Here is a 22,930-nt window from a genome sequence, read left to right as displayed (position 1 = left end):
AAACCATGCTTAGCTAGGAGTGTCTGTATTTGTACTTTTATAGTTACTATCATTTTAAAAAATAAAGAATTAGGCGTGATTATTTATCCATTTAGTTGGTCTTGTATATTAGAATTTTCGTACCAATTATTAAATTACAGTGGAGCATTTTAATGAAATTCTTTTTTGTACTGCTACTATTAATCAGCTCTTTTAACGCATTAGCCGTTGAAGTAGTCATACATAACCTTAGCTCGCTCTCAAGTAATGCTCAAAATACGGTGTCTATATGGGTTAATCAAAGTGTTGAAAAAACACAAAATACACTGGGACCTTTAAAACAAACCACATTGCCTATTTATTTAAAACCGCAATACTTTGCTTTTGAGCCTGTACCGTGGGCTACAGTTAAGCGCAATAACCCCGATGGGCTTGAACTACATATAGATCGCTATGCCAGTTTAAATGCATTCACTAAAGATTGGACGCTATACCATGAACTTTCGCATTTATATTTGCCGCTACTTCCCTACTCCGGTTTTTGGCTTAGCGAGGGTTTTGCCAGTTATATGCAAAACGTAATAATGCGTGACAGCGGTATAATTACCCAGCCGCAATTTGTACAACGTTTAAATGCAGGATTTGATCGTGCCCGCCTGCAAACTAAAACTAAAACACAGCCACTTGATAAGCTCTCTGCCGATATGTGGAAACAACGAGCCCAGCAACGTGTTTATTGGACGGGTGCGGCTTTTTTTGCACAGGCCGATTTGGAGCTACAAAAACAAGGTTTATCTGTCGCGGGTATAATAAAACAGTATCAAGTATGCTGTAGACCCGCTCGATCTAGTGCTAAAACCTTTATAAAAGAGTTAGATAAGCTATCCGGTAGTAGCGTTTTTACAACGCTGTATGCAAAATATAATACCCGCACCGATTTTCCTGATATTAGTAAAGAGCAGCTAAACACGCTTTAACGGCTGCTCTGTTTTATATAGTTACTATATTCAACAAGCCCTTGCGCGTTAAAATTGGTTGAGTACTCGTTCATAAAACCATGCAAAAAATTGGTTTTATAGCACTTAACATTCGCTTTGGTGCTTAAAGCTTTAATAACTTCATCAACATTAAAGTGACTCTCACTTGCTGGAAATATGAACTCACAGGGTACTTTTGCGCTTAAATTTAAATTATGTCTAATTTGCGACGGATAAAAGCCAATTAACTTTTTAAGGTGTGTATTGCCTGTTAATAACTGTGCCCGCCATGCTGCACTTGCCCCTGCACTAAAAGCAATACACGTCGTTGGCACTTTTAAACTCTCAAAGCATTTTTGAAGTTTGTCGGTGTATTTATCATGGCCACACTGCTGTATAAAATTATTGTAACTATCTTGTTCACTTTCAATAGCTTGAAACTTGTTATTGTAAGGGTCAACAATAACTAAATTTGAACTAATTACCTGTGATAACTTCCTTAAAGCAGGGGTTAAACCATAAATATCACTCACTATTAGGTAATTCATACTTATCCTTTGGTAACTAAAAATGGGCTTTGTAAGCAGTTGATAAGATTTATTATAAATATTTTTACAAAAATAGCTTGCACACAATTTATATATAAGTTACCTTCCCTCTCTGGTTTAAAGAAACCGCCGCGGTTAACCATTTACCCTGATCCAGTAAGCCCCGCAAAACGTATATTTGAAAGCTAAGTTATTGTACGGCGAGAACCCCTTGAATAATACCGAGATGATTTTTTACTATCATCGCAAAAGTGTCATAAAGATCGTCAACACTGTAATGAAGCTAAACACAACATCGTTAATTTATTAACTGCAATTTGCTATAAAAATATAGCGCAGAATAAATAACAAGAATAAAGTGAGTTTTATTATGTCTTATAAATATAATGGGTCTATGATCCAAATCGCACATCCAGTGCAATCAATTTCAGTAAACAAACATCGTGTAATCTTTAGTGATACACAAGGTTTAAAAAATGCATTGTTTCAAAAAGCGAGTGATGCACGCCAGTTTGTTAAGTGGCTAAAAGCTAACTAAGCAACACATAACTTTAATTGCCCTTTTATTATTGCAATTATTGATAAGATATTATGCCAGCCTCGTTGCTGGCATTTTACTTTTTAGCTCTTTATTGGTTACAATAGTTTTACAATAATAATTACTGGCAGCTGTTGTAATGCTCCGTATATTTTTAACTTTCTTACTTTTTTTCTGTCTGAGCTCAATAGGCAATGCTAGAACCATAAACTGGCTAGCGCACGATTTTGCACCCTATTATATTTTAAATGGTCAATATCAACACCAAGGCCGTGACGAAAGCATAATTTATTTACTTGAAAAACAACTTCCTAATATTACCTTTAACCGCATGCTTATCCCTTCAGGTAAAGTAATCCAAGAGCTATCTAATACTTCAAATAATGTTTGTGCGTTATCGCTTTATAAAAATGATTACAGAAAAGAGCATATTTATTTTACAGAGGAGAGCTCAACAACGGGCCTCTCGCCTTCAATAGCAATGCACAAAAGACTCGCCAAAGCGCTAAATATAGCGGAATCAAAAGAAGTATCACTATTAGATTTAATACAAGATAAAAAACTAACTCTTGGGATCTCTATGAGCCGCTCTTATGGCCAAGAAATAGATACATTGATAAACAGTACGCCTAATATAGATTTAGTAATTAGACCCACTCGCGATAGCCTAGCGAGCCTCACATATATGCTTAACCTAAAACGAATTGATATTTTGCTGGGTTACCCAAGCGAGCATTACTATTTAGCTAAATCAATGCACTTTGAAGAGAACTTAACGCAGCGTCCATTAACCGAATCCCCAGCGCTCAGTTTTGGCTTTATTGGTTGTACTAAAAACGAGCAAGGCGCAAAAGACATTGCTATTCTTAATGAGCAGCTTAAAGTTATTAAAAAAATGCAGGCTTATAATGATTTACTCATGCGCTGGTTGCCCGAGCATTTAAGGCCGCTATTACAGTCACGTATTAATAGCGCAAAATAAGCAAATTCGAAGTCGCTTAATTTGAGTTTCTGTTAAGCAAAAAAAACGCCACAGTAAGTGGCGTTTATATATTTAATAATGGTATTACTGACGAACGCCTTCTATTGATAAAATAATATCAACATGGGTAGATGCAGGTCCTAAGTTGTAATCAATACCGTAATCGGTAAGTTTAAGGCTGGTTTCGCCCTCAAAACCTACGCGATAGCCGCCCCACGGATCTTTACCTTCGCCCACTTTATCTATTTCAAAAGTAATAGTGTTTGTTACGCCGTGCAGCGTAAACTCACCGGTTACATCAGCCTCTTCGCCGTCTTCATCAAATTTAATACTCGTGCTTTTAAATGTCGCTTTTGGGTATTTATCTACATTTAAAAAATCTTTACCATGTAAATGCTTATCGCGCTCTGCATGGTTAGAGTCAAGACTTGTGGTATCAATGTTTACCATAATTTTTGACGCATCAGGGTTTTTAGCATCGTAACTAAATGTGCCGTCAAAAGTATTAAAACGACCATATAACCAGCTGTAACCTAAGTGTTTAATTTTAAAGTTAACAGATGCATGCCCGCCTTTTGTATCAATTATATAATCAGCTGCATTGGCGGCTGTTGCCGATAACATCATTGCAGCCGAAACGGCTGTGCTTACTAATAATTTTTTCATTTTAATCATCCTTTAATGGTTTGATCATTCTAATTAAGGTTTTATCTTTATCGATAAAGTGATGTTTTAACGCCCCTAGTGCATGCAATACTGCAAACCCGATTAATGTGCACGCGCCGTAATAATGTACTTTTCCTGCAATATCGGCTTGGTCATCAAAGGCAAAATCAAGCGCTGATACATTAAATAAAGTAAATACTTCTATTGGACGCCCGTCTGCGGTTGATATTAAATACCCTGCAACAACAATAACAGCCAAAATAATATACATAGCAATATGCGCCGTATGCGCTAATTGGTTCATGCCTTTACTCTCACCTAATGGTTTAGGTTGTGTAGATAAAGCACGCCATAAAATTCTAAATAAAAATACGGCCACAAGCGTAATACCAATACTCTTATGTAAATCGAGTGAACCTTTATACCAGCTATCGTAATAAGTAAGCTCAACCATATATAAACCTAAACCAAACAGGCCAAAAATAGTCAGCGCCATGAGCCAATGTAAAATAATAGCGACAAGTCCGTAAGATGAAGGTGTATTTTTAAACATGTGTAACTTCCTATAATGCTATGACGTTACAATATAGTGCACAGCCATAAATGAAAATAACATTTACAAACACTTTACGTGCGTATACGCACAGAACTTTGATAATTAAAGTTAGTTTTAGAAGTTGAGGATTAAACAGATAGTTTTATAGGGTGGATTGTTCGCTTAAGCTGACATAAATTAAGCTCTCAGGGCTCACTTGCAAACAGGTAACAAGCCCTTCTTTAATGAGCTCAAGCATAGCTATAAAACTAACCACTACACCACTTCGCCCTTCATTTGGGGTAAAAAGCGCATTAAATACCACTGCCGAGTTTGCTTGCGATAGTTGCTGTAATATTTGGCTCATTCTCTCTCGGGTTGAGAGTACTTCAGCAGTAATTTGATGATGCTCAAAGGTTTTTGCACGCGCCATTACATCACTCAGCGCCAGCATTAAGTCTTTAAGTTCAATATCGGGGAGATTTTGACTTGTATCTTCACTTATTGGCATAGCGGCATGCGCTATAAAAATATCACGACCAACACGAGGAATATCGTCGAGGTTTTCGGCGGCTTGTTTAAACAGCTCATACTCTTGCAGGCGTTTAATAAGCTCTGCGCGAGGATCTTCTTCCTCTTCAAGCTCTTCGTGTACAGGGAGTAATAAGCGCGACTTAATTTGCGCAAGTAACGCAGCCATTACTAAATATTCGCCAGCAAGTTCGAGTTGAAACTCGGTCATCATTTCTACATAACTTACGTACTGCTCTGTAATACTAAAAATAGAAAGCTCGAGTACATCAAGCTTATGCTTTTTAATTAAATAGAGCAGTAAATCGAGCGGGCCTTCAAAGGTTTCTAATATTATTTCGAGCGCGTCAGGTGGAATGTATAAATCTTCTGGTTTGTCTACAACCGCTTTACCATGCAAAAAAGCCAGTGGCAGCTTTTGCTGCACTGGCTTTTCACTATTTTTTGTATTCGCAGTGCTTTCGCTCACTCGCTATTACTCAAACGGGCTTGTATCACCACAGCCAACACGCAAAATCTTGACTTCATCTTCCGACAAATCGATTACCGTGGTTGCTTGCTCGGCTAAGTGGCCACCGTGAATAATTAAATCAACGTGTTTATCTAATCGCTCTAATATTTCATCAGGATCTGATTCTGTAAACTGCTCACCTGGTAAAATTAAAGAACACGACATTAACGGCTCACCAAGTTCGGCAAGCAACGCACAGGCTATTGGGTGTTCAATTACACGCATGCCAATGGTTTTTTTCTTGTCGTTTAATAAACGTTTAGGGACTTCTTTTGTGCCTTTAAAAATAAAGGTATATGGCCCTGGCGTATTATTTTTAATGAGTCTAAATAGCTGGTTATCTACGCGTGCATAAGTAGATAACTCCGATAAATCACGACAAACTAGCGTAAAATTATCGTTTTTTTCAATACCACGAATACGCTCTATGCGCTCTTTGGCTTGCTTATTACCAATGTTACAACCGATGGCGTAGCCCGAATCTGTAGGGTAAACAACAACGCCGCCTTGTTTAATAATATCAACGGCTTGACTAATTAGTCTCGGTTGCGGGTTATCAGGATGAATATGAAATAATTGACTCATGTTAATGCCCCTTCTTCTCCTTCCCAAGCTTGCCAAACACCTTGGCAGTCTTTTGGTAGGTATAAATTTTTGCCAAGCTCTAAATAGCTTGTCGGAAAATGAAAATCAGACCCTTGAGAGCAAAGTAGTTCGTACTCACGGCTGAGTTCACCTAAAAATTGACGTTCGCTTGGCGCCTGTTGAGGTTGTGCAACTTCCATTGCGTCCCCTCCTACACTTTTAAATTCTACTAATAATTTGCGTAGCCACTTGTTTGACATTTGATAGCTACTTGGATGCGCAAGTACAGCAACACCACCAGCGGCATGTATGGCCTCAATAGCGGCTTGCATGGTGCACCAGCAACTTGGTACGTAGCCTGTTTTGCCACGCCCTAAGTACTTTTTAAAAACACCCGGGAAATTTTTAGCAACACCGCGCTCAATAAGGGCGCGTGCAAAATGTGCACGCGTTATTTGCGCGTCTTTTGCCAGCTCTTTAGCTTGCTCGTAAATGCCATCAAAGCCATTTTTTGCAAGGCGAACACCAATCTCTAGTGCACGCTCTTCTCGCTTTTGCTGTTGAGCTGATAATAAAGAGGTAAGGTCAATATTATTAATATCAATATTTAAACCTACAATATGAATTTCGAAGCTTTCCCATTTAGTAGACACTTCGGTACCCGTTATTAATGAAAGCGGTAAGTTTTCTGCTTCAATAAATTGCTGCGCAGGCTTAATAGCCGCCACAGTGTCATGATCGGTAATAGCAAACACATCAATATTTTTATCAACAGCGCGATGCAATAATTCTTCAACCGTTAAACGCCCGTCTGAATGTGTGGTATGGCTATGTAAATCATATTTTATCAAAAGAAAACTGCTTAAAGTTAAGGGTTACTGGTGTTTATGTAAGTATAACAACTTTTTTGACTAAATTGTTTTAAATAAACACTTGACACAAAAGCATAAGATACGTTTTACTGTAGCCACTTTCAGACACATTAAGAATTAACAATAATGATCAATTCAAACTTAAACACTATTTGGTGGTGGCACTCGTAATTATCGGGTGATGAATTGTCGTGTCTAACAAAAATTCAAAACCCGCAACTATGCGGGTTTTTTTATAACTAAATTTTACGAAACGTATACGTTAAAAATATTTAATAAATTTTGAGGCAGAAAAACATGAATAACGGTCTTACTCTTACACATCGTTGGTGGTGGCGCCTGATATAGCGGGACGGTAATGATCTGTTTGTAATTTAGATATCGTTATTCAAACCCCGCATTGCTAAAGCATTGCGGGGTTTAATTTTTTGAGGGAATGAGGTTTGATTTTTAGTCATATAACTACCACACCAGGCGAAGTAACAAGCATTACGCAAGTACGCGACTATATTAGTAGTCCTCTTGCATTATACGCGGCACTTGATAAGCCTAACTCACTACTGCTTGAATCGGCTGAGATTGATTCTAAAGACAGTGTAAAAAGTTTAATTTTAGTCGACTGTGCACTGCGCATTGTATGCCAAGGTAAAACAGTCACTATTACTGCTCAATCTAATAATGGGCAACAGCTTCTAAGCTACTTGCAGGCAAATGTTAAAAGCTGTGATGCCACTTTAGACGGCGCAACACTTACCCTGTGTTATTTAGACACTAGCGGCGATACTGACGAAGCAAGTAAACTAATTGCAGATAATGCATTTAGCGCTCTGAGAACTTGTATTAACAGTATTAAAAGCACAACTAACAATCCATTTTCGTTATTTTTAGGCGGTGTATTTGCCTACGATATGGTAGCAAACTTTGAGCAGTTAAGTGATGTACCTGATGGCGAAAACACCTGCCCAGATTACGTATTTTATTTAGCCGAAACCTTAGTTGTTATTGATCATCAAAAACAAACAACCGAACTCATTGGTAATGTATTTAACGGCCCAGACGTACACGCTAACTGCTTTGAAGTAGGTAAAGAGCTAGAGCGCTTAAATACGCTGTGCGATAACGCTTCAGAATTTAGTGCGGATATGCAAAGTGGCGAATGTGAGGTAAGCGTTGATATAGACGATGACACTTACTGCGAGCAAGTGGTTAAGCTTAAAAAGAATATTGTAGATGGTGATATTTTTCAGGTAGTGCCGTCGCGTACATTTTCACTACCTTGTCCTGATCCTCTGCATGCTTACAGCCAGCTTAAAAAACAAAACCCAAGTCCGTATATGTTTTATATGCGCGATGAAGACTTTGCTTTATTTGGCGCATCGCCTGAATCAGCACTTAAATACACAGTGCAATCTCAGCAAGTTGAAGTATACCCAATTGCTGGCACTCGCCCACGTGGCAAATTTGCTAATGGGCAAATAAACCCAGACCTAGACAGCCGCATTGAACTTGAACTTAGAAACGATCAAAAAGAGCGCGCCGAGCATTTAATGCTTGTCGATTTAGCCCGTAACGACGTAGCACGTATTAGTGTTGCAGGTACTCGTTTTGCCAAAGAGCTATTAAAAGTAGACCGCTATTCACAAGTAATGCATTTGGTGTCACGCGTTGTTGGTACACTCAAACCCGAGCTTGATGCACTGCACGCTTACCAAGCATGTATGAACATGGGCACGCTTGTTGGTGCACCAAAGGTTCGTGCTGCTGAGCTTGTTCGTCAAACAGAAGGTAAACGTCGTGGTAGCTATGGCGGCGCAGTAGGTTACTTAACCGGTGATGGCGCAATGGATAGCTGTATTGTTATTCGCTCAGCTTTTGTTAAAAATAACAAAGCGTATGTGCAAGCCGGTGCCGGTGTGGTGTTTGACTCAGATCCTATTTCAGAAGCAAACGAAACTCGCGCTAAAGCACAAGCGGTTATTACCGCCATTAAATCTACGTATAAGGCGGTATAAAATGAGCAAAGTAAATCCTATCAAAATCTATTTTTTAGATAACTTTGACTCATTTACATATAACCTTGTTGATGAGCTTACGATGCTTGGCTGCGAACTGGTTGTTTACAGAAACAACATTAGCGCTGAGGTTATCTTTAACAAAATACGCCAAGAGCAAGGCCAAGTACTATTAGTACTTTCGCCTGGTCCTGGCACGCCAAGCGATGCAGGCTGTTTAATGGAGCTTATTGAGCTCTCTAAAGGCCACTTCCCAATGCTAGGCATTTGTTTAGGCCAACAAGCATTAACACAAAGTTACGGTGGAGTAATCGGTCACGCGGGTGAAACCGTACATGGTAAGTCTTCAATTATTAATTTAGGCGAGCACCCTGTATTTGATGGTATGGGCAATACAATGCCTGTGGCACGTTACCATTCATTAATGGCAACAAAAGTGCCTGATAATATTGAGGTTATTGCCCAGTACGAAGATATCCCTATGGCTATTTATCATCATGATGACAACGCATTAGGTTATCAGTTTCATCCAGAATCAATACTAACGCCAAACGGCGCAATGCTACTTCAGCAAAGTGTCGCTTACTTAACACGCGCTAAATAAAAGAGGACATTATGAGTACACAACCAGAACAACCCATAAATGTTCAACACGCTATTGAGCAACTAATTACTGGGCAATCATTAAGCTACGCAGACGCCAAAGCGCTGTTTGATGAAATAATGCAAGGTAATATGAGTGAAATTGAGCTAACCGCCCTACTTATAAGCCTTAAAATTAAAGGCGAAGTAAGCGACGAAATTGCAGGCGCTGCGGCCTCAATGCGCGAAAACGCCGTTGCTTTTACTACCAGCAGTACGCAACTTGCCGATAGCTGTGGCACTGGTGGCGATGGCTCAAACACAATTAATATAAGTACAACGGCTGCAATTGTTGCCGCTGCTGCTGGTATTAACATGGTAAAACATGGTAATCGCAGTGTATCGAGTAATTCAGGCTCAGCCGATTTACTCAAAGCCCTGGGCATTAATATAGATATGAGCCCAGAGCAAGCAGCAAAATGTCTTGAGCAAACCAATTTTACCTTTTTGTTTGCACCGCACTATCACAGTGGCGTACGCCATGCGATGGGCGTACGAACATCGCTTAAAACACGCACTATTTTTAATATTTTAGGTCCGCTTGCTAACCCAGCGGCACCTGAAGTGCAATTACTCGGCGTCTATAACGAAGCGTTGTGTATGCCAATGGCACAAACACTTAAAACCCTTGGCACAAAGCGCGCTATGATTGTTCACGGCTCGGGCACTGACGAAATAGCTCTGCACGGCCCAACAACGGTAGTTGAGCTAAATAATGGCGAGCTTACACAGTACACACTAAACCCAAGCGACTTTGACCTTGCAAACTATTCACTTGAACAACTCGCTGGTGAAGGCCCACAATACAACGCAAATGCTAGCCTCGCCATCTTGCAAGGCAAAGGCACAGATGCACATAATGCTGCTATTGTTGTTAACGTAGCTGCTCTTTTATACCTAACAGGTAAAGCAGAAACGTTAAAAGAAGGGGCAAAACAAGTACAAACATTATTAAGTTCAGGGCAAGCCATGAACACACTAAGTGCAATTATTGAGGTAAGTAATGGCTAATGTATTAGACAAAATTGTTGCTGATAAAAAATTAGAACTAATTGAAAGAAAAGCCACGCGTCCGCTTGAAAGCTTTAAGCATCTTGCAGTGCCTACAAGCCGTAGCTTTTATAAAGCACTTGCAGCACCTGGCACACAGTTTATTTTAGAGTGTAAAAAAGCATCGCCTTCAAAAGGGTTAATTAGAGACCCGTTTGATTTGACTGAAATTACCTCAGTTTATAAAAAATACGCTACCTGCATGAGTGTGTTAACTGACGCTAAATATTTTCAAGGCAGTTTTGATTACCTCGAATTTGTGCGCAGCCAAGTAGAACAACCGCTTATCTGTAAAGACTTTTTTATAGATGAGTACCAAGTGTACATGGCACGTATTTATGGCGGTGACGCTATATTACTGATGCTTTCGGTACTCGATGACGAAAGCTATAACGCACTGCATGCGGTTGCAGATTCACTTAATATGTCGGTATTAACCGAAGTAAGTAATGAAGAAGAAGTACACCGCGCACTTGCACTTGATGCACAAATCATTGGCATTAATAACCGCGACTTACGCGATTTAAGCACCGATTTAGCCACTACCGAAAAACTACGAAAGCTTATTCCAGCTGATAAAGTGGTTATTTCGGAATCTGGCATTTACACCCATCAAGACGTAAAACGTTTAGCTCCATTATGCGATGGCTTTTTAATTGGCAGCTCACTCATGGGCGAGCGTGATTTAGAGCAAGCATGTCGCCGTGTGATTTTAGGTGACAATAAAGTATGTGGTTTAACGCGAACTCAAGATGCACAAGCGGCATATCAAAACGGTGCTGTTTATGGTGGTTTAATTTTTCATCCTAAATCGCCACGCTATGTAGATTTAGATTGCGCAAGAGAGCTGAGCCAAAGTGCACCACTTAACTTTGTGGGTGTATTTGTAGATGCCCCAATTGAGCAAGTTGTTCAATACGCAAGTGTGTTAAAATTAGCGGCAGTACAATTACATGGCCAAGAAAGTGACGATTACATTGCTGCGCTGCGTACACAACTTCCAACTAATTGCGAAATTTGGAAAGCCCAAGCAATAAAAGATGCATTGCCAACGCCTGTAAATGGGGTTGATCGACACCTTTACGATACGCACAGTGATACACAAGCTGGCGGTACTGGTAAAGCATTTGATTGGTCGGTGCTTAGCGGCGCAACTACACCATTTATGCTCGCTGGAGGCTTAAATCCAGACAATATTAAAGATGCGCTTTTTAAAGGTGCCTTAGGCCTTGACTTAAACTCAGGCGTTGAAGAATCTGCGGGTAAAAAGTGCCCTAACAAATTACATAATGCTTTCACAAGCATCAGAAATTATTGAGGTTAAAATGCAAAATCCAGCTTATTTTGGCGAGTTTGGCGGTATGTTTGTACCCGAGTTACTTGTCCCTGCGCTTAAGCAGTTAGAAAATGAATTTAACAAAGCACAAAAAGATCCTGAGTTTCAGGCAGAGCTAAGTAAATTATTAAACGAGTATGCGGGTCGTCCTACCCCACTTACTTTAACGCGCAATTTAGTTAAAAATCCAAAAGTAAAACTGTACCTAAAGCGTGAAGACTTACTACACGGCGGCGCACATAAAACAAACCAAGTACTTGGTCAGGCGTTACTTACTAAGCGTATGGGTAAAAAACAAGTTATTGCTGAAACAGGTGCCGGTCAACACGGTGTTGCAACAGCGCTTGCATGTGCCTTACTGGGTTTAAAATGTCGTATTTATATGGGCGCAAAAGACGTTGAACGTCAGCAACCTAACGTATTTAGAATGAAGTTAATGGGCGCAGAAGTTATTCCGGTAACAGCGGGTTCTGGCACATTAAAAGATGCAGTAAATGAAGCGCTGCGTGACTGGTCAGCAAATTACCAAGACGCACATTACCTACTAGGTACAGCTGCGGGTCCTCACCCATTCCCAACAATTGTACGCGAGTATCAAAAAATTATTGGTGAAGAAGCTAAGCAACAAGTACTTAAAGCAGAAGGTCGTTTACCTGACGCAGTTATTGCCTGTGTTGGTGGTGGTTCAAACGCAATTGGTATGTTTACTGACTTTATTGACGAGCCAGGCGTTAAATTAATTGGTGTTGAGCCAGCTGGTAAAGGGCTTGATACAAATGAGCACGGTGCAACAATTTGTAAAGGTACAAAAGGCATATTACACGGTACTTATACGTACATTATGCAAAATGATGATGGCCAAATTGAAGAGTCTTACTCTGTATCAGCGGGTCTTGATTACCCAGCTGTTGGTCCTCAGCATGCATTTTTACACGAAACTGGTCGCGCTCAATACGTGGGTATTACCGATACAGAAGCGCTTGATGCGTTTCAGTCGCTTGCTAAAAATGAAGGTATTATTCCGGCACTTGAATCAAGCCATGCGCTAGCTTATGCGCTTAAGTACGCAGAGGAGCTAACCGAGGAGAGTGTTATAGTGATTAATTTGAGTGGTCGTGGCGATAAAGATTTAGCACACGTTCACAATGTACTAACTGAAAGAGGTCAGCTATGAGCCAAGTAAAAACGGATCGTTACGGCAAAATGTTTGCAGCGCTTAACGAGCAAAAACAAGGTGCGTTTGTACCATTTGTAACGATTGGCGACCCAGGTAAAGAGCAAAGTATTGCGATTATTAAAAGTCTAATTGACGGCGGAGCAGATGCGCTTGAACTTGGTATTCCGTTTTCTGACCCAATTGCAGATGGTCCAGTAATTCAAAAAGCTAATATTCGCGCCCTCGATGTGCACATTAACACACAAGATTGCTTTGATATTATTAAAGAAATACGTGAGTATAATGCTGATATTCCAATTGGCTTATTATTGTATTCAAACCTTGTGTTTAAGCGCGGTATAGAAGCATTTTATAAAGATGCAAAAGCGGTAGGCGTAGACTCAATTTTAGTGGCTGATGTGCCTCTGCATGAATCTAAAATGTTTAGAAAGTCAGCTATGGATAACGGTGTAGACCCAATTTTTATTGCAACACCAAATGCGGATGACGACACACTTCGCCAGTGCGCCTCTTACGGTCGTGGTTATACGTATTTACTATCGCGCGCTGGTGTTACCGGTACCGATACTAAGGCACAAATGCCTGCTGGTAATATTGTCACTAAATTAAAAGAATACCATGCAGCCCCCGCTCTTTTAGGGTTTGGTATTTCAACGCCAGATGATGTAAAAGCGGCTCTTAATGCAGGAGCAGCCGGTGCTATTTCAGGCTCTGCTGTGGTTAAAATTATTGAAGCTAACCTTAATGATTTAGACGCAATGACCGCGCAACTAAAAGCATTTGTAGCTGATATGAAAGCAGCTACATCGCTATAAGCTAACTAGGGCGTGTTTTATACGCATTAAAAAAAGGGCATTTAAAATGCCCTTTTTTGTTTTTTAAAAATCAAACGCTATAGCAATATCCAAACGTTTTAAAAAAATTAGTGAGCTTGGTGTTTACCCTCTAAAATCTCTTCAATAAATTTAGCATTAAATGCTTCTAAATCGGCTGGGCTACGGCTTGTTACTAGGCCTTTATCTACACATACTTCTTGGTCAACCCAATTGGCACCTGCGTTAATTAAATCGCTTTTAATACTTGGAAAAGAGGTAATGGTACGGTCGCGCAATTTATTAATTTCAGCTAACAACCACGGAGCATGGCAAATTGCAGCAACGGGTTTGTTTTTTTCTGCGCCAAAAAAGCCATCAATAAAGGCTTTAGCATCTTTATCTTGGCGTAAACTGTCTGGGTTAAATAAACCACCAGGGAGCATAAGCGCGTCGTAATCGGCGGGGTCTGCGTTTGTAACTAGTTTATCTACTGTTACTTTATCGCCCCACTTATCTTCATCCCAGCCCGTAATTTGGCCTTCTTTAATTGATACTATTTCGATGTTTGCACCGGCATCAAGTAATGCGCTGCGTGGAGATAAAAGCTCACTTTGCTCAAACCCATCAGTGGCTAAAATTGCAATTTTTTTGCCTTGTAAACGTGTGCTTGTTTGTAATGTACTCATTGAGATCTCCTTTTTCTTGAAAAATATATTCGAAACACACAGTTAAACAGCATAATGCATGCCGATAACAAGCAATTGAAAATAAAGGATTTAATGTAAGTGGGATTTATAATGCCATGTAAATCATTTAGAGATTATGAATAATCTACATAGGTGCGAATTTATTTCCAGCTCATATAATTTAAAGCCACCAAACGCGAGGTATAAAACCTCACCTACAACATATACCCGTAGGTGCGAATTTACTTCGAGCTCATGTAACTTATCTATCAATACGGGGTTTAAAACCTTAAATAAATTTAAAGCAGATCTTTTAACGCCTTAGCCGGTTTAAAAACCGCTTTATTAGCGCCTTCTATTTCAATTGCTGCGCCTGTTTGCGGGTTACGCCCAGTGCGCGCTGGGTAATAACTTAGTGCAAACGTACCAAAGCCATTAATTTGAACCTGATCACCTTCAGAAAGTGATTTAGTAATTACTTTTTGCAAGCTTGAAAGTGCCGCTTGAGAATCTTTTTTTGTTAATTCACTTTTGTGTGCAATGGCAGCAACGAGTTCTGCTTTATTCATTTTAGGCTCCTAAATACACGCCAAATCAGTGTTGGTTAAGCGTGGGAATATGATGATATATAAAATACCAAACCAAATTGGCAATAAAGCCACGCAGGCTAAGGGTTACAGGGCAACAAGTCAACCTTGTAGTTGCTAAGCTTTATGTGGTAAAAAGCCTTTGACTCTTTTTTGTATAATTTAGGTAGTATATGCACGCATTAATTGAATACATTCCACTCATACTGTTTTTTGCAGTTTTTAAGCTAGTCGATATTTACTGGGCTACCGGTTTATTAATGGCCACTACGCTCATTCAAGTTGCTTATAGCTACTTTAAACATGGCTCTGTGCCTACTCGTCAGTGGATATTTTTTGGCATTGCTGCTGTGTTTGGTACGTTAACGCTGGTACTTCATGATGAGCAATACATAAAATGGAAAGCAACACTCATATACGCAGGTTTAAGCTTAACGTTACTTGTTAGCCGTTATGTACTTAAGAAAAATCTCGTTAAAAAAGCGCTTAGCTCAATTCTCGAAAACGCTAACGATACAAAACAAGCCATTGTTGTCCCAGAACCATTATGGAATAAGCTTAACCTAATGTGGGTTGTAATTACTGCTGGCATCGCAGCACTAAACATTTATATTGCATATAATTTTTCGCTCGACTTTTGGGTTAACTTTAAAGTGTTTGGTTTAATGGGTATTACCTTTGTAAGTATTTTTGCCACTATTATTGCCTTGTACAAATACCTCCCTAGTGAAGAAGAACCAGCAAAGTAAGCCCCCTCGTCATAAAAGTGTCGTCTTAGCTTGTTAGCTTATTAAAAAAAGCAAGTTGAGACGATCTTGAACGCTAATCAATACCGCTGGTTTGAATTTACCCTCATTTTTGTATTTCTGCCTTTATTGGGCTTTGGATTACGTGAGCATTTAGCTAACTGGCTTATTCCTGCGCTTATTATACTTATGAGTGTGTGTTGTATGTTGCTACTGGGCGATCCCCACTTTAAACGTTTTAGGCTTACAAGCCTTGGGCAATTTTCTGCTGTTAAAAAGCGTTTGTTTAGCTTCTTTTTTTTAGGTGCGCTGTTCTCGGGTATGTTTTACGGGATTATTCATCAGGGCAACTGGTTTACCCTTCCCCGCAACTCGTTTAATGATTGGCTTTTACTGTTGTTGCTCTACCCAATACTGTCGGTTATTCCTCAAGAGTTAATATTCAGAACGTATTTTTTTCATCGTTATAAACGCATCATGCCCAAAAAAGCAGTGCGTATTGTAGTTAGTGCAAGTGTATTTGCGTTGGCGCATATTGTGTATGCAAATTGGATTGCAGTAGGTTTAGCATTTTTAGGTGGCTTACTGTTTGCCTATACCTATGCACAAAGCCGCTCAACCGTCGTGTGTGTTATTGAGCATAGTTTATGGGGGATATGGATGTTTACACTCGGGATCGGCAGCTACCTTGATTCAGGCGCATTTAACTAATATAACAAGCATTAAAAAATCCGATACCAGAAAACTAATATCGGATTTTGAATATTTCTAAAACCACTTAACTAATGGTTAAAATAACGATTCAAACTCACCATTTGGAAATAAAACACCAGGAATACCACGTACTGCAGTAACATCAGCTAGTTTAGTATCACCAAAATATAAACCGCCACTGTAATTACGGCCCTTTTGCTTTACATCTAACCAACGTCCATTTTCGCCTTTCGCTATTAGATTAATGTTGCCACTAACATCACGAATACGTAAATCTAACGCACGGTTTTTTATGCTAACAAATATATCTGTAGAGGTAAGTTCTGATAAGTTTTCAACATCGCCCACGTAAGCAAACTTAAAATCGCTTGCACCACTCAACGGAAAATCTAATTCAAAAGTAAATGCTAAATCGTCATTATCTTCACCAATAAAAGGCGAAGCCTCTACTGCAGTGATATGAAATGCAGTGTCTTGAATGTCACTTACGTAATCACCATTAAAATCAAAAGTAGATAACGTCGTAGACTCTTCACCTAATGAATTAACAAAACGATTTAAGTTTAGTGATAAATCGCCTTCAAGTTTACCAGCGGCTTTATTGATAATTACATTGGTAGTTACCTGTGTAATACCTGTGTCGGCTTCTGGATTTAATTCACTTTGAGCATCTATACCATCAAACTGAATTAGCAACTCACTTACATCAACACTTAATACCGTAGCACCATTTGTAACAGTAGCGCTCATTATACCTTCAATTTTATTACCTAATACACCACTTACTCTAAATGTTGGAATTGATAAATCAATTGTTATAGGTAACTCATCATATGTGCCAGTTATAGCCCAAGTATAAGGTGATTGGCTGTAATCAATATCTAAGTCACGAAGTTTATACTGTCCTGATGGTGTAGAGCCATCAGCTAGTGGTGAATAATTTGTAATAACTTCGTTTAAAGCATTAGTAAGTGCATCAAGGGTTCTTTGTGTGTCTTCATCAAACGCATCTTCAAGCTCAGCAAATTTTACGTCTAATTCATCTGAATAGCTTTTTTCTTGAAGTCTTGCAGCACCTATAATATTTCGTGTATCAACAAGTAACTCTCTAGAATCTAAGCTTTGAGCTTCTGTTGAGCGAACCTGCCAATTTATAAATGTAGTTACACTTGCGATCGTTTGCTTAACTTGACCTGCAACGTTTGGTAGTAATCCATTACCTTGGTCGCTAAATAAGTTATCTGTAACATACTGCGCTGCTAAATCGCTATAATCTTCCCATGCCTGTTGGTCAGTCTCTGAGTTAGTAAATGCATTAAAAGCACTTTCAACACTAAACGTACTATCAGCAACACCAGCTAAAATTGCTGCGTAAGTAAATGCATTAGTAACCATTTCTGCTTCAACACTTGCATTTAAATTGCTGTGCGTTAAATGATAAAAAGGCGTGGCTGATAAACTAGCTTGCGTAGCACTAAAGCCTTCATCTGTAATTGCTTTACTTAATGGCGATAAATAAACCGTATTTACACCCGGTGCACTAAATGCATTTGCTTTGTAATTAAGAGTAACGGCTGTCAATTCTTGGTAGTCTATTAAACGGTTTGCGTTTAAGTCATTTACATCACCACGAACTGTTCTGCCACAACCTGTAAAGCGCGGACAAGGTAGAGCAGTATCACTCGGTATAAACTCAAAACTATTAAAAGTAAGTGGAGTTACACTTACACTCGCAGTATTGATGTTTTCAACTTCAATTGATTCTTGCACCACCCCGTCGCTATCTAAAACATTAAGCGTGCCCTGTGGTGATTGCCAATTAGATACATAAAAACTCACAGAAGAAGATGTAGCAATCTCACTCACTGCAACAGACTCTGAACTGTCACTGTCTGATGAGGAACCACAACCTACCAATGCAATAGCTACCCCTAAGGGTATAATTTGTTTTAACATCTTCATTCCTTAAAACTTAATGTTCACGTACCAATTCACATTAGCATAATAGGCTTTATCTAAATCTAGGCTATCAGTTTGTAAATTAAGACCAAAATACTCGTTTTCTATACCAACTAAAAATGCTTCACTTTTTGTCTCATAGCCTGCCTGTACTCTCCAATGATCCCAAAAGTGTATACGGCCTTTTAATTGGCTGAACGTGTCTTTGTCGTAACGTTTTAAAGTTAACTGAGTCGAAAATCGGTCGTTTATTCTGTAATCGGCAAATGCTTGTAGTCGCATTTCCATTTCTAAATCATGAGATACCGTATTTCCAAATGCAGATGTTTTTAATGAAACTGTTGGCTGAGTAATAATATCGCCGTTGTCATCTTCGCTAAATGGAATTTCAGTAGTTTGACCTTTTACGGAGCCACTGTCTTCATACTCTGTTTTATAAAGCAAATCTTTTACGCTAAAGCCAACCTGAAGCTCATCGTTTACTTGCCAATCAGCAAAAATATCTAGGCTATAGCCAAGCCCTTCAGGCTTTTCTGAAGGTGAAAACTTTTTAAATAATATATCTTTTGAAAAGTTGTAATCAACAGTTACAGCGCCTTCAACTTCATCACTATAAATTTCACCATTTACAGTGGCATCTTGATAGTGTGAGCTGGCAAAAACAGAAAGTTTAGGTGTTATTGTTAATGCATTTTTATCTAAAAATTTAAAATCATAAGATACAAATACACCGTTAGACGTTGCTTGTTTAGCATCAAGGTAATATGTATAAAATCTATCTTCAAACTCTAGATCATTTTTTTCGGTATGAGTATATTTAGCTGTATCAGGATCAAAGTTAAGGACATAGTCGTAACGACTTTGTAAACCTACCTTAAAATTACCGTAGCCAACACCTACTTCAAATATATTATAGGTAAATGCACTGTCACCCGATTTTAATGGAGCATCAAAATCATCTACAAAAGCTTGTACTGGTTGTGCTTCAGTATAAATTTCTGCGTCAAAGTGGGTAAAAATTTGAAATTGGTTATCTGCGGAAGCAAGAGGAGAAATAAAAGCTGTTGAAAATCCTAACAAGAGAATTTTTTTTTTCATAATTTAATCGCTTTCTATAAAAAAAGGGAAAAGCACTGCTTTCCCCTTTTATAGTTTAAATATTACTTAGATGAATCAATTAAATCAACATCAGTGTAATCAACTACGTCACCATCAATGTAAGTAATTGAAAGACCGTTTGTTGTTTTAGTTGCAGTACCAAAAGACATCATCATCTCATTGTACATAGCCATAACGTCACCAGTGTAACCTGTACTTTCATTATCAGTAATAGACAATGTATAACCCATTGCATTATTTACAGTAATATCTAGAGCACTTGTCTCTTCCATATCACTATCAATAAATGTAGCCATTACTTTAAAGTCTACATCACCAGAAACACCTTCTAATGTAATAGAACCTGAATCTGTTGCATCATCAGCTGTAATGCTTAACACGCCATCAAAGCCTGAATCGCCATCAACAATTTCAACATGGTTCGACATCTCAGTCATTACAATTTCAGCGTCATCTACATTGTCAGCCGTCACTGCGCCATCAAAAGTAAATACTAAACATGAATCAATTTGAGTTGAATCAATTGTACCAGCGGCAAATTCAACACAATCTGTAAGTGCTTGTGTTTGTGTATCAGCAGTTACAAGCTTAACTGAAGCGTCATTTTCACCTACTAGCGTAGCACCCCAAGCAACAACAAGCTGATTGTCTTGATAAGATGCAGCTGCGCTGATCATCTCACCTGTAGTCGCATTGCTAAGCATTAGCGTAAGATCATCTAAATTATAAGCATAATCCCAATCAGCATTACGAGTTGAAGTACCTGTACCTGAGTTATTACCCATTTCAGCTAATTCATCAATTACGTCGGCAAGAACGTCTGCTGCATCGATAACCGCTTGACCACCAGTGTTAGTAAGCACAGTCATTGTCGCTAAAGACTCTGATGTAGCTTTAACAGAAGTTAGTACTTCAAGTTTTGCAACTGCAGTTTCAGCAGCAAGCTGTAGATTATAAGCTGTTACAAATTGCTCGCTAGCTAGTTCACCTTGAGCTACAGCAGCTGTTTGCATAGCTGTAAGCGCATCAATCATTGCTTGTGCGCCTTCGCCTTCAAGTTCTAGGTAGGCATTAGCAGCAACAAGTGCTTGCTCAATAGCAATTTCAAGTGCATCAACAGCAGCAGCAAAATCAGACGCAGCAGTAACGGCAGTCATTGCAAGCTCTTTTGCTTCAGCAGCGTTTGCAGCAGTATCTACCATTGCATTTTCTGCGTTAGCAAGTGCGCTAGTAGAAGCCGCTTCAGCTGTGTCTGCTACTGATTTTTTCTCATCAGCAACGTCTGCAGTGTCTTCAGCAACTAGTTTTGCAGCAGCAAGAGCCACATCAAACTCTGTAATCGCTGCTTCAGCTTCAGCTACTAGTGCAGCTAGTGCCGCGTCGTATGTAGCGGTGTCAGTTACAGCAACAGATGCGTCTGTTTGCAACGACGTTGCAGAATCAAGAACTTGTTGGTAATCAGAGCTTTGAGTAACTAACGCTTTTGCTGCAGTTACATAGCCTTGTGATTTAACAAAAATAGAACCCGCTTTAGCTGTTAAACCAGCTGTAGCAGCTTCATTTTTCAGTAATGTAACAGCGCTTACAAATGCAGCTGCGTTATCAGCGGTAAGAGCATCGCCACCCATTGCTTGAACATCTACAAGTGAGCTTTGAGCTGTTTCAATGTTCATTTCTAATGCAGTAAGTGCAGTTTGAGAAGCAGTAACTTCTAATGTTAAAGCAGCTGCTAGAGCTGTATAAAAGTCATCTCCAACTGTACATTCTGCGCCAGTACAACCAATTACTTCTAGTGCTTTTTTAATTTTCACTGCAGCGGCTGCAAGGCTCGCATCAGTTGCTGCACCATTTTTAACAGCTTTATCTTTAGCAGCTTTTGCTTTTTTAGCAACATCAGCTGAGTTAGCAGCAAATGCAACTATCTCACCAGCAGTAGGAGCTGGAATTTTTGCTGCGAAAGCGGCTTCTAATGCAGTTTTAATGTCATCTTCAGTACCAGTAGCAATGGCAACAAAAACATTTGCAGTATTTGTAATAGCTGTTTGTAACATTGTCGCTATTGCTGCAATGCTAGCATCAGCATTACCTTTAAACTGGCCTGATTTAATACCAGCTTTAATGCTGCTCATTACATCACCAATTGAAGGTAAACCTTGAATTGAAGATGAAAGCTGTGCAATTGCTAAAATACCGTCAGTAAGTTCTTCTTCGCCATCAACATCACTTAAATCTACAGCGCCGCCGTTAGATAAATCACCAATAATAGCTGAAAGTAAAAGTGCAGCGTCTTGACCCATTACTTGTACAACAGTATCTAAGCTTGCTTTAGCAATTGCGTCTTCATCTACACTTGAACCTGAGTCAAGAAGAAGAGCCGCCACTAACGATGTTAAGAAAGTAACATTAGCTTTATAAGAAGCTTCTACATTAGCATCGCCTGCAGAACCACTTACTCCAGATGTATCAGCTTCAACAGCTGGAACAAATTTAACAACTGAAAGCTCTAGGTCAGTTTTGTACCATTCGCCAAACTCAATCGCAGTATCGCCATCATTTACGTCATCTTCTTCTGGCGCTACATCGTAATCGCCACAACCTACGTAAGCATCACAACGTAAAAAGCTATCATCACCTTCTGCAGACGTTTTAACAGTAATGTAAACTGGTCCAGTAAAGTCATCATCTAAGTAGATGCTGTAACGGCCGCTTTCATCAGTTAATACTTCAGGGTTAGCAGCAATTTTACTTGCTTCTACTGCAGCATCAGCAGCACTTTGTGATAGTGCTTCTTCAGAAAAAGACTCTGCTTCTGCTGAAGCAGCTGAGCGAAACGCAACAGGAACGCTTTGACCAGATGCATCTAAAGTCATTACAGTTACTACTGCACTTTTCATTGAACCTTTAACTGCTTTACCGGTTACTTCAATGTTGAACTGTGCATCACCTGTTGCAGTAAAAGATTCTACAGGTGTAACAGGAATGTTTCTGTCATTGTCCGAACCACATGCTGTTAAGCCTAATGTAAGTGCAACTGAAGCTGCAATAGGTGTAAATTTGATCGTACGCTTTACCATTTATTTCTCCTTGATAGCCTGGAATGAGTATCAGAAATTAGTTTAGTTGATAGTGGCTTGTGTAAGCTTTTATGTTTAAAAAGCATTAAAAAAGTACACAATCATAACCTTTGTTACCAGAACATTAAAAATACCATTAAGCTATATAGTTATGCTACATATTTATACGTTTTATAGAAGTATTTATCTTTATTCTATGAGCTACTTCTTTATCAGCATCTCTATTATTCAATAACCTATAGACACTCATAAAGAACCAGCACATATTGATACAATATATTCACTTTAT

22 protein-coding genes are annotated in these 22,930 nt (G+C 39.2%); 11 read left to right on the top strand and 11 right to left on the bottom strand.

The features are described from left to right. The first annotated feature begins 152 nt into the window (after positions 1 to 152). A complete protein-coding gene (locus CXF64_RS07610) occupies positions 153 to 956 on the top strand; it encodes a M61 family metallopeptidase (protein WP_101216727.1) in 804 nt (267 codons plus the stop codon). On the opposite strand, the gene CXF64_RS07605 is transcribed toward CXF64_RS07610, so the two are convergent. Then, positions 953 to 1,504 carry a hypothetical protein gene (locus tag CXF64_RS07605; protein WP_101216726.1) on the bottom strand — a complete coding sequence of 184 codons (552 nt, stop codon included), beginning with the start codon at positions 1,502 to 1,504 and terminating at the stop codon, positions 953 to 955. The genes CXF64_RS07610 and CXF64_RS07605 overlap by 4 nt on opposite strands. Positions 1,505 to 1,874: 370 nt before the next feature. Between CXF64_RS07605 and CXF64_RS20800 the strand changes: the two genes are divergently transcribed. Together CXF64_RS20800 and CXF64_RS07600 are read left to right on the top strand one after the other, a co-directional pair. After that, on the top strand, positions 1,875 to 2,042 hold the full coding sequence (locus tag CXF64_RS20800; protein WP_002961566.1) for a hypothetical protein: 168 nt from the start codon (positions 1,875 to 1,877) through the stop codon (positions 2,040 to 2,042). Positions 2,043 to 2,181: 139 nt separating this feature from the next. Next, on the top strand, positions 2,182 to 3,024 hold the full coding sequence (locus tag CXF64_RS07600) for a transporter substrate-binding domain-containing protein (protein ID WP_101216725.1): 843 nt from the start codon (positions 2,182 to 2,184) through the stop codon (positions 3,022 to 3,024). An 84-nt stretch (positions 3,025 to 3,108) separates the two neighbouring features. Here the strand turns inward: CXF64_RS07600 and CXF64_RS07595 are convergent, their stop codons facing one another. The 5 genes from CXF64_RS07595 to rnm form a co-directional block, all read right to left on the bottom strand. Continuing rightward, positions 3,109 to 3,690 (bottom strand): YceI family protein, encoded by a 582-nt coding sequence (locus CXF64_RS07595; RefSeq protein ID WP_101216724.1) that lies wholly within the window; start codon positions 3,688 to 3,690, stop codon positions 3,109 to 3,111. 1 nt (position 3,691) lies between these two features. Then, complete coding sequence (locus CXF64_RS07590; RefSeq protein ID WP_002961572.1) at positions 3,692 to 4,243, bottom strand: cytochrome b; 552 nt, start codon at positions 4,241 to 4,243, stop codon at positions 3,692 to 3,694. A 145-nt stretch (positions 4,244 to 4,388) separates the two neighbouring features. Further along, entirely contained in the window at positions 4,389 to 5,225 is an 837-nt protein-coding gene (locus tag CXF64_RS07585) for a segregation and condensation protein A (RefSeq protein ID WP_010554218.1), read from the bottom strand. Between the two features lie 6 nt (positions 5,226 to 5,231). Next, positions 5,232 to 5,852, bottom strand: a complete 621-nt coding sequence (locus CXF64_RS07580) for an L-threonylcarbamoyladenylate synthase (RefSeq protein WP_024590418.1) — start codon at positions 5,850 to 5,852, stop codon at positions 5,232 to 5,234. After that, positions 5,849 to 6,703: an RNase RNM gene (rnm, locus tag CXF64_RS07575; protein ID WP_101216723.1), complete on the bottom strand. Its 855-nt coding sequence runs from the start codon at positions 6,701 to 6,703 to the stop codon at positions 5,849 to 5,851. The genes CXF64_RS07580 and rnm overlap by 4 nt, the downstream gene beginning before the upstream one ends. 464 nt (positions 6,704 to 7,167) lie before the next feature. On the opposite strand from rnm, the gene CXF64_RS07570 reads away from it, so the two are divergent. Genes CXF64_RS07570 through trpA form a run of 6 tightly spaced genes read left to right on the top strand, consistent with a single transcriptional unit; the run spans position 7,168 to position 13,756 of the window. Next, the gene (locus CXF64_RS07570) at positions 7,168 to 8,736 is read left to right on the top strand and encodes an anthranilate synthase component 1 (RefSeq protein ID WP_024590416.1); all 1,569 of its coding nucleotides are present in this window, start codon (positions 7,168 to 7,170) and stop codon (positions 8,734 to 8,736) included. 1 nt (position 8,737) lies between these two features. After that, a complete protein-coding gene (locus tag CXF64_RS07565) occupies positions 8,738 to 9,340 on the top strand; it encodes an aminodeoxychorismate/anthranilate synthase component II (RefSeq protein WP_101216722.1) in 603 nt (200 codons plus the stop codon). Positions 9,341 to 9,351: 11 nt separating this feature from the next. After that, positions 9,352 to 10,389, top strand: a complete 1,038-nt coding sequence (gene trpD, locus CXF64_RS07560; RefSeq protein WP_101216721.1) for an anthranilate phosphoribosyltransferase — start codon at positions 9,352 to 9,354, stop codon at positions 10,387 to 10,389. Further along, positions 10,382 to 11,746 (top strand): bifunctional indole-3-glycerol-phosphate synthase TrpC/phosphoribosylanthranilate isomerase TrpF, encoded by a 1,365-nt coding sequence (trpCF, locus tag CXF64_RS07555; protein ID WP_101216720.1) that lies wholly within the window; start codon positions 10,382 to 10,384, stop codon positions 11,744 to 11,746. Before trpD ends, trpCF begins: the two co-directional genes overlap by 8 nt. 7 nt (positions 11,747 to 11,753) lie before the next feature. Next, complete coding sequence (gene trpB, locus CXF64_RS07550) at positions 11,754 to 12,938, top strand: tryptophan synthase subunit beta (RefSeq protein WP_010554212.1); 1,185 nt, start codon at positions 11,754 to 11,756, stop codon at positions 12,936 to 12,938. Further along, positions 12,935 to 13,756, top strand: a complete 822-nt coding sequence (trpA, locus tag CXF64_RS07545; RefSeq protein WP_101216719.1) for a tryptophan synthase subunit alpha — start codon at positions 12,935 to 12,937, stop codon at positions 13,754 to 13,756. The genes trpB and trpA overlap by 4 nt, the downstream gene beginning before the upstream one ends. Before the next feature lie 107 nt (positions 13,757 to 13,863). On the opposite strand, the gene CXF64_RS07540 is transcribed toward trpA, so the two are convergent. Together CXF64_RS07540 and CXF64_RS07535 are read right to left on the bottom strand one after the other, a co-directional pair. After that, complete coding sequence (locus tag CXF64_RS07540) at positions 13,864 to 14,442, bottom strand: type 1 glutamine amidotransferase domain-containing protein (protein ID WP_007582489.1); 579 nt, start codon at positions 14,440 to 14,442, stop codon at positions 13,864 to 13,866. Positions 14,443 to 14,741: 299 nt separating this feature from the next. Next, complete coding sequence (locus CXF64_RS07535; protein ID WP_007375441.1) at positions 14,742 to 15,011, bottom strand: HU family DNA-binding protein; 270 nt, start codon at positions 15,009 to 15,011, stop codon at positions 14,742 to 14,744. A gap of 191 nt (positions 15,012 to 15,202) precedes the next feature. Between CXF64_RS07535 and CXF64_RS07530 the strand changes: the two genes are divergently transcribed. Next, entirely contained in the window at positions 15,203 to 15,778 is a 576-nt protein-coding gene (locus CXF64_RS07530) for an inner membrane-spanning protein YciB (protein WP_101216718.1), read from the top strand. A gap of 66 nt (positions 15,779 to 15,844) precedes the next feature. Next, entirely contained in the window at positions 15,845 to 16,486 is a 642-nt protein-coding gene (locus CXF64_RS07525; RefSeq protein ID WP_101216717.1) for a CPBP family intramembrane glutamic endopeptidase, read from the top strand. A gap of 78 nt (positions 16,487 to 16,564) precedes the next feature. Here the strand turns inward: CXF64_RS07525 and CXF64_RS07520 are convergent, their stop codons facing one another. The 3 genes from CXF64_RS07520 to CXF64_RS07510 all read right to left on the bottom strand — a co-directional run bounded on the left by CXF64_RS07520 (position 16,565) and on the right by CXF64_RS07510 (position 22,641). Beyond that, positions 16,565 to 18,445 carry a hypothetical protein gene (locus tag CXF64_RS07520; RefSeq protein WP_101216716.1) on the bottom strand — a complete coding sequence of 627 codons (1,881 nt, stop codon included), beginning with the start codon at positions 18,443 to 18,445 and terminating at the stop codon, positions 16,565 to 16,567. Between the two features lie 9 nt (positions 18,446 to 18,454). Then, a complete protein-coding gene (locus CXF64_RS07515; RefSeq protein WP_101216715.1) occupies positions 18,455 to 19,546 on the bottom strand; it encodes a hypothetical protein in 1,092 nt (363 codons plus the stop codon). 62 nt (positions 19,547 to 19,608) lie between these two features. Continuing rightward, positions 19,609 to 22,641, bottom strand: a complete 3,033-nt coding sequence (locus tag CXF64_RS07510) for a hypothetical protein (RefSeq protein WP_101216714.1) — start codon at positions 22,639 to 22,641, stop codon at positions 19,609 to 19,611. Positions 22,642 to 22,930 lie beyond the last annotated feature (289 nt).

Source organism: Pseudoalteromonas sp. GutCa3 (genome assembly GCF_002836155.1).
GTDB classification, from domain to species: domain Bacteria; phylum Pseudomonadota; class Gammaproteobacteria; order Enterobacterales; family Alteromonadaceae; genus Pseudoalteromonas; species Pseudoalteromonas arctica.
Note: the sequence above shows the minus strand (reverse complement) of the source record. Positions and strands in the feature narration are given on the sequence as shown.

Coding starts and splice junctions, on each gene's coding strand:
- CXF64_RS07610 (WP_101216727.1), top strand. CDS start 153: ATGAAATTCTTTTTTGTACTGCTACTATTAATCAGCTCTTTTAACGCA.
- CXF64_RS07605 (WP_101216726.1), bottom strand. CDS start 1,504: ATGAATTACCTAATAGTGAGTGATATTTATGGTTTAACCCCTGCTTTA.
- CXF64_RS20800 (WP_002961566.1), top strand. CDS start 1,875: ATGTCTTATAAATATAATGGGTCTATGATCCAAATCGCACATCCAGTG.
- CXF64_RS07600 (WP_101216725.1), top strand. CDS start 2,182: ATGCTCCGTATATTTTTAACTTTCTTACTTTTTTTCTGTCTGAGCTCA.
- CXF64_RS07595 (WP_101216724.1), bottom strand. CDS start 3,690: ATGAAAAAATTATTAGTAAGCACAGCCGTTTCGGCTGCAATGATGTTA.
- CXF64_RS07590 (WP_002961572.1), bottom strand. CDS start 4,243: ATGTTTAAAAATACACCTTCATCTTACGGACTTGTCGCTATTATTTTA.
- CXF64_RS07580 (WP_024590418.1), bottom strand. CDS start 5,852: ATGAGTCAATTATTTCATATTCATCCTGATAACCCGCAACCGAGACTA.
- CXF64_RS07565 (WP_101216722.1), top strand. CDS start 8,738: ATGAGCAAAGTAAATCCTATCAAAATCTATTTTTTAGATAACTTTGAC.
- trpD (WP_101216721.1), top strand. CDS start 9,352: ATGAGTACACAACCAGAACAACCCATAAATGTTCAACACGCTATTGAG.
- trpCF (WP_101216720.1), top strand. CDS start 10,382: ATGGCTAATGTATTAGACAAAATTGTTGCTGATAAAAAATTAGAACTA.
- trpB (WP_010554212.1), top strand. CDS start 11,754: ATGCAAAATCCAGCTTATTTTGGCGAGTTTGGCGGTATGTTTGTACCC.
- trpA (WP_101216719.1), top strand. CDS start 12,935: ATGAGCCAAGTAAAAACGGATCGTTACGGCAAAATGTTTGCAGCGCTT.
- CXF64_RS07540 (WP_007582489.1), bottom strand. CDS start 14,442: ATGAGTACATTACAAACAAGCACACGTTTACAAGGCAAAAAAATTGCA.
- CXF64_RS07535 (WP_007375441.1), bottom strand. CDS start 15,011: ATGAATAAAGCAGAACTCGTTGCTGCCATTGCACACAAAAGTGAATTA.
- CXF64_RS07530 (WP_101216718.1), top strand. CDS start 15,203: ATGCACGCATTAATTGAATACATTCCACTCATACTGTTTTTTGCAGTT.
- CXF64_RS07520 (WP_101216716.1), bottom strand. CDS start 18,445: ATGTTAAAACAAATTATACCCTTAGGGGTAGCTATTGCATTGGTAGGT.
- CXF64_RS07515 (WP_101216715.1), bottom strand. CDS start 19,546: ATGAAAAAAAAAATTCTCTTGTTAGGATTTTCAACAGCTTTTATTTCT.
- CXF64_RS07510 (WP_101216714.1), bottom strand. CDS start 22,641: ATGGTAAAGCGTACGATCAAATTTACACCTATTGCAGCTTCAGTTGCA.